We start from the raw sequence: 6,455 nt of genomic DNA, 5'->3' as shown, positions 1-6,455 counted from the left end.
GAATTTTTCACCTCGGAGGTGCAAGCGCGGTAATGACTATTCGGCTACGTACCACATCAATCTGAGAAAGGCTATAATGGGGAAACTGCAAAGCAATGGTTGACAGCAGCTTGTCAAAACCATTTGTCTATCTATGTTGTTATCGGACTTGGTAAAAGTTTAAAACCTTAGTGGGGAGAAATTAGTCATTTCAAAATTATGCTGGCTGGCACAGTTGTCGCTTACATACAACATGAGATTGTGGTTCCACCGAAATAATCGGGTGGGCAAATAATTTTTGTCGGTCTACCCGCCATCGTCACAGAGGCGAGGGAAAGGCTTTTTGATAAATAGTGAGAAAAGGAGTAAAGCAGCAGGTTTCAGCCGACCAATGGCTCATATTGTATATTGCAGAACAACTCGCTGACCCCGATCGCCCCAGCAGAATTCCCTGCAATTCGCCGCAAAAAAAGGCACGCCCTTCGCGATCGCGCCCCAAAATTTACCCCAGGGGAATGCCCGAGACGCAACCGAGAAAATGTCCGGCGACTGTGGGCGCGTCAACCGTGGTCGGCGATCGCAACCATTGCCCGATCGCGGGTTGAAAAACCGGGTCAATCGGCGAGCAACAGCGGTCAATCAATCCGCCCCCACTGTAACAGAAGGCGCTAAAGTTGCCGTAGCACACCATCAAAACCATCCACATCCTCCTTAAGGCATAAACCTCGCTACCAACTTTTCGTCTCCATAATTTTTAACAGTTTTTTTTCCCGCAAACTTCAAATTAGCCTTTACAATAGTATGTGAAAACCAATCAAAAACGAGAGTCGAATCACAACTGTCCGGAACTCATCGGAACCGATTTGGGGATATTAACACACTAAACCTCCTCAAACAGCGAATCACTCGTCAGTATCATGTGGCAAATTAGATCGATTATCCCGCAGATTATCCGCAGAAAACTGCTCCAGTTGAGCCAGCAGTATGCCACCTGGAACGCCGCGCAAAGGCCGAAAACGCTACAACAGTATGGAATTGGTATCTTTGCCGTGACGATCGCCACCCTGCTGCATCTTCCCCTCGACCCTAACCTGCACACAGAAATCACCTTTCTCCTCTTTTTTGCCGCCGTGATGGTGAGTGCGTGGTGCGGCGGTTGGCGATCGGGCTTACTCGCCACCGTGCTATCCACATTCCTCAGCAACTACTTCTTTTTAGCTCCCACCCATTCCCTTTTTTTGCAAAACCTGCAACCCAACTGGTCCTTATTCCTATTTGCGATCGAAGGAGTGCTAATCAGTTTTATCGTCGCCAAACTGCAAGCCGCAACCCAGCGCGCCCAAACGGTTTCGCGCCAAAACCAACAGCATGTCACCGCCTTGCACCACAGCGAAGAGCAATTTCGCCGATTAGTCGAAGGGGTGAAAGACCACGCGATTTACATGCTCGATCGCCAAGGGCGGGTAGCCAGTTGGAACGAAACCGCCAGCCGCATTCAAGGATATGACGCCGCCGAGATTCTCGGCGAACCCCTCGCCTGCTTTTATCCCCCAGAAGACATCGCCGCCGGCAAACCCGATCGCCACCTAAAACAAGCCGCAGAATTCGGCAGTTATGAAGAAGAAAACTGGCGAGTGAGACAAGACGGGTCGCGATTTTGGGCGGAAGTGGCGATCGCCGCCTTGCGAGACGAAGCCGGCAACCTGCGCGGATTTTGCACCATCGTTCGCGATGTCACCGAACGGTTTCAAGCGCGCGAAGCCCTCTTGCAAAGCGAACGGCGATTTCGCGCCTTATCCGAAGCCACCGTAGAAGGAATCATCTTCCACGAAGGGGGAAAAATTCTCGATGCCAACCGCGCGTTTGCCCAGATATTTGGCTACGAACTGAGCGAAGTGATGCAACTGTCGGTCAAAGAATTTGTCGCCCCAGAATCCCTTCCCTTAGTGAGGGAAAATATCCAAACCGGGTATGAAAAACCCTATGAAGTCACCGGCGTTAAAAAAGATGGTACCCGATTTCCGGTAGAAATCATCGGCAAAAACTGTAGCGAAGCCGATCGCCGAGGGCGGGTGTGTGCGTGGCGCGACATCAGCGATCGCAAGCGAGTCGAAGAAGCCCTGCGACAATCCCTCAAAGAACTCTCCGACCTCAAATTTGCCCTAGATAAATCCGCCATTGTTTCGCGCACCGACAGTCGCGGAACAATCAACTACGTGAATGGGCCATTTTGCGAAATTTCTCAATATTCCCGGGAAGAACTCCTCGGACAAAACCATAACCTCCTCAGTTCCGGCTATCATTCCCGAGAATTTTTTCAGGACTTGTGGGCGACGCTCACTAGCGGTCAAGTGTGGAAAGGAGAAATCAAAAATAAAGCCAAAGATGGTAGGGAATATTGGGTAGATACTGCGATCGTGCCATTTTTAGACGAACGCGGCACACCGATACAATACTTATCCATTCGCTCGGATATTACCCAGCGCAAACAAGCCGAAGCGGAAAAAAATCGGGCGATCGCCGCATTGCAAGATAGCGAAGAACGCTTTCGCAACATGGCCGATACCGCCCCAGTGCTGTTATGGATAGCCGCCGACGATTGCACTCGCACATTTTTCAACAAATCTTGGTTAACCTTTACCGGACGCCGCTTGCCAGAAGAACTGGGGGAAGGCTGGATGGAGCACTTGCATCCCGAAGAGAAAGCGCACTACCTGGAGATTTATACTTCAGCGTTCCAACAGCGGCAAAAATTTACCCTAGAAACGCGCTTCCGACAAGGCAATGGCGAGTATCGGTGGATACTCGATACCGGCATTCCCCGTTTTGCCGCCGATGGCAGTTTTCAGGGATTTGTGGGTTCGGGAATCGATATTACAGACCTCAAAAAGGCCCAACTCGAGCGCAGCGAACTGTTGCAGCGCGAACAACAAGCCCGGGCGCGGGCGGAAGCGAGCGAGGAATACTATCGCTTTCTCACCGAAGCCATTCCGCAGATGGTGTGGACCGCTAAAGCCGATGGATCGGTGGACTACCTGAATCATCGGTGGTCGGAATATACCGGCTATTCGATCGCAGAACTGTTAGGTGGCGGATGGGAGCCGATTTTGCATCCCGACGATTTGCAGCGCTGTATCGATCGCTGGCATTATTCCCTCGAGACCGGCGAACCTTATCAAATCGAGGCGCGAATTAAATGTGTCTGGGGCGAGAATGGCTATCGCTGGATACTGGGATGGGCGTTACCCATGCGGGATAAAGCGGGACGAGTGTGCAAGTGGTTCGGGACGAATACGGACATCCACGAGCAAAAAATGGCCGCCGAAGAACGTAGGCAAGTGCTGGAACGGGAACAAGCGGCGCGCGCCTTGGCGGAAAGTGCTACCGCGATGGTGCAAAACCTGCAGGCGGTGACCGATGTGGCGATCGCGCCCTTGTCGCTCAAGGATCTGCTGGAAGAACTGCTCGATCGCCTCACGCAAGTATTGCAAGTGGATACCGCCACCATTTTGCTGATGGATGCCCAGGGGGAAACGTTACAGGTGAAAGCGACAAAAGGACTGGAAGCGGAAGGAGTCAGCCCCCTGGCGATTCCCTTGGGGGAAGGCTTTTGCGGATGGATTGCCGAAACTCGAGAATCCCTGCGCCTGGAACGGGAGGCTTATACCCAGGTTCGCAGTGCGATTTTGCAAGAACAACAGATTCAGTCCCTCATGGGTGCGCCGCTGCTGCTGGACAACCGGATTCTCGGGGTAGTGCGCGTGGGGAGTACAACGGAGCGGGAATTTAGCACCGAAGACCTGCATTTGCTGGAGTTGGTGGCCGATCGCATCGCCCTGGCGATCGACCGCGCTCACCTGTATGACGCGGAACAGCAGGCGCGCACCCAGGCGGAAAGTGCCAACCGCCTGAAAGATGAGTTTTTGGCCGTGGTATCTCACGAACTTCGCACCCCGCTGAATGCGATTCTCGGTTGGGCGCAGTTGCTCCGCGCCCGCAAGTTGAGCGAAGCCAAAATTGAGAAAGCCCTCGAAACTATCGAGCGCAATGCCAAGCTACAGTTAACCTTGATTGAGGATATCTTGGATGTATCGCGGATGATTCGCGGCAAAATTCGCCCCGTCCGGGTGCCGGTAAATCTGGCGAAGGTGGTGCAAGAGGCGATCGCCTCGGTGACGCCCGCCGCCAAAGCAAAATCGATTGTCTTGGACTCGGTGGTGGATGACAATGTGCCGCCGCTTTGCGGCGATCCGGAGCGCTTGGCCCAGGTGTTCTGGAATTTGCTCTCCAATGCGGTGAAGTTTACCCCGGAAAACGGACGAGTGGCGGTGAGGATCGAGCGCACAGAGGGTTTCGTTCGCGTGAGCGTGAGCGATACGGGGATTGGCATCAGTGCGGAGTTTTTGCCTCACGTGTTTGAAGGCTTCCGCCAAGCCAATAGCACCACCACGCGATCGCATGGCGGACTGGGCCTCGGATTGACCATTGTGCGCTATTTGGTGGAATTACATGCCGGCACGGTGGAGGTCTCCAGTGCGGGAGAAGGTCGCGGTACCACATTTCGGGTGATGCTCCCGATCGCCTCACAAAGCAAGTAGTCTTGTCGGGTGGGTTGGCTCACCCTACCGGGTTACATTTGAGCGTCATCGGGCATCCGGTGGATTTCTCACCGGACTGACGCACCTAACCCCCGGGTAGGGTGGGCAACTGGTTGTCCACCCTACAGCTAACCCAGACCGGACATGGGATTACCTCTGGCTGACTGACGGGGACTTGGAGACTTTATACACCAACTGCGCCTGCATTTGCGAGTATGGCGCGAGGGTAAAACGCCAGGTGCAAAAGCCGTTTTCATCCGGTTGTATCCCGTCGGTGGTTTCTGACGCGATCGCCTCCACTGTGACTTCTTCTAATTCCGACACCGGCACTCGTTCGGTGGTGGTTACGGTGCGGGGTTCTGCGCCGATATTCGACAGAAACAATTCCGTGGTGGTGGTCAAGTGATGCCACTGAGTTAAGCGATCGGTTTCGCCTTTTTGGCTTTGCTTGCGTTGGACGCGCAGGGCATTTTCCGGCCCCCATCCCAGGGCAAATTTTTCTCCCGGCGCAATGAAGGCGACGGCGGTTTTTCCCACATATTCGCTTTCTCGCACTAAGTCCACCGGACCGGCTAAAATCGGAAAGGAAGCGCGATTGGTTTGCTCGCTTTTGAGGATAACCTGACAGGCGATTTCTGGTATTAATATATACTCGATAGTTGCCTCGGAGGTAAAGGAAAAAATCGGCACCCGATAGGGACGACCATCGGAGGGAATGGAGGCTTTTGTGGGTGGGCGCAAAGTGCGAACTTCCCCCCCATCATCCACCCCGGGTAAGTTTACGGTTCCCGGGGTGGCGGCGCTTCCGAGTCCCACGGTTTGGACCGGGCGATCGCGTATTTCGATATCTAGAGTTTTCGATTTTTCTTTAACATTTAATCGGTCTTCGGTTAAAAGCGGCGGTTCGGTTCCCAGAGAAGCTCTGGCGGTGGAAAAAATCAAATCTACATCGCTCCAATCTTCCCCCGTTCGTTGCCAAATGCAGCCTTCCATCCGAAAGCAAATCTGCGGGGTTTCTTGACGGGTTAATCGCGCTTGGTGCCAGGGTCGCCACAGGGCATTTGGCACTACATATTCAAAGGCGATTTCGTTGTCTGTGGGTTGGGTAATAGTTAAATCCGCTTCCAGTCGTGCCGCATAAAGCATATCCGGGCGGGAGAGACTTTGCATGCGGGCAATTAACCGATTAATGCGATCGTGGAGTTGTTCTTGGGTGCGATAGCCGGTTAAAATTTCCCCCCGCAGCGATCGCAACTGTTGGAATAACGATTCCAATTGCGATCGCCACGCCAGGGGATCCAGTTGTCCCCATGCAGCATCCTCGGGCAATTCTTCCAAGGCTTTCGCTAAAATTTTCTCAATTTTATCGAAGCAATAGTCCTGATGCTCGCGGTCTTGGGTTACATGGCGGAAATCCTCGAGCAGCGATCGCACTTCTGTTTCTAATTCTTGCATGGATTCCGGTCGATCCTTTGCCTTCACCAACATCTGACGCCGCAGGCGCAGGTCATCCAGATGCGCCCCCGGCGACGCCCCACAAAACTCCCCGCGCAACGATTTATCCGCCAGCACTGGGGTCACGTTTTCCACGGTCACGCGCCACAAACCGGGCGTCAGAGTCGCCCTTCCCTGGCGGCGGACTAAGGCGCGGTCTTCTAACAAAGTCACCTGAGTGACAGGTGCATCCAGGGTCAATTCTCGAACCTCGTCAATTCCTGCCATCGTTTCTCTGCGTTACCATTGAGGATAATATTTGTTATAGCAAATCAATGGTTTATCCTCTCGAATCCGGGTAAAGTTGACGGGATGCCTAGTTTAAACTATAAATTAAACCGCTCGAATTTACAAGCATTGGAACCGGGAAATGCAAGGGGTGAA

The 6,455-nt window shown here is 53.2% G+C and carries 3 protein-coding genes; 1 reads left to right on the top strand and 2 read right to left on the bottom strand.

Annotated features, from left to right (window positions below; translation table 11 throughout):
- Window positions 1–481: 481 nt before the first annotated feature.
- On the bottom strand, window positions 482–679 hold the full coding sequence (locus AC0QH1_RS04405; RefSeq protein ID WP_324629674.1) for a hypothetical protein: 198 nt from the start codon (window positions 677–679) through the stop codon (window positions 482–484).
- 217 nt (window positions 680–896) lie between these two features.
- Here AC0QH1_RS04405 and AC0QH1_RS04400 point away from each other — a divergent pair, with 217 nt between their 5' ends.
- Window positions 897–4,577: a PAS domain S-box protein gene (locus AC0QH1_RS04400; RefSeq protein ID WP_324629673.1), complete on the top strand. Its 3,681-nt coding sequence runs from the start codon at window positions 897–899 to the stop codon at window positions 4,575–4,577.
- A 150-nt stretch (window positions 4,578–4,727) separates the two neighbouring features.
- Here the strand turns inward: AC0QH1_RS04400 and AC0QH1_RS04395 are convergent, their stop codons facing one another.
- The gene (locus AC0QH1_RS04395; RefSeq protein ID WP_324629672.1) at window positions 4,728–6,299 is read right to left on the bottom strand and encodes a mucoidy inhibitor MuiA family protein; all 1,572 of its coding nucleotides are present in this window, start codon (window positions 6,297–6,299) and stop codon (window positions 4,728–4,730) included.
- Between the last annotated feature and the right edge of the window lie 156 nt (window positions 6,300–6,455).

Source organism: Phormidium sp. CCY1219 (genome assembly GCF_055795085.1).
Note: the sequence above shows the minus strand (reverse complement) of the source record. Positions and strands in the feature narration are given on the sequence as shown.

Coding starts and splice junctions, on each gene's coding strand:
- AC0QH1_RS04405 (WP_324629674.1), bottom strand. CDS start 679: ATGGTTTTGATGGTGTGCTACGGCAACTTTAGCGCCTTCTGTTACAGT.
- AC0QH1_RS04400 (WP_324629673.1), top strand. CDS start 897: ATGTGGCAAATTAGATCGATTATCCCGCAGATTATCCGCAGAAAACTG.
- AC0QH1_RS04395 (WP_324629672.1), bottom strand. CDS start 6,299: ATGGCAGGAATTGACGAGGTTCGAGAATTGACCCTGGATGCACCTGTC.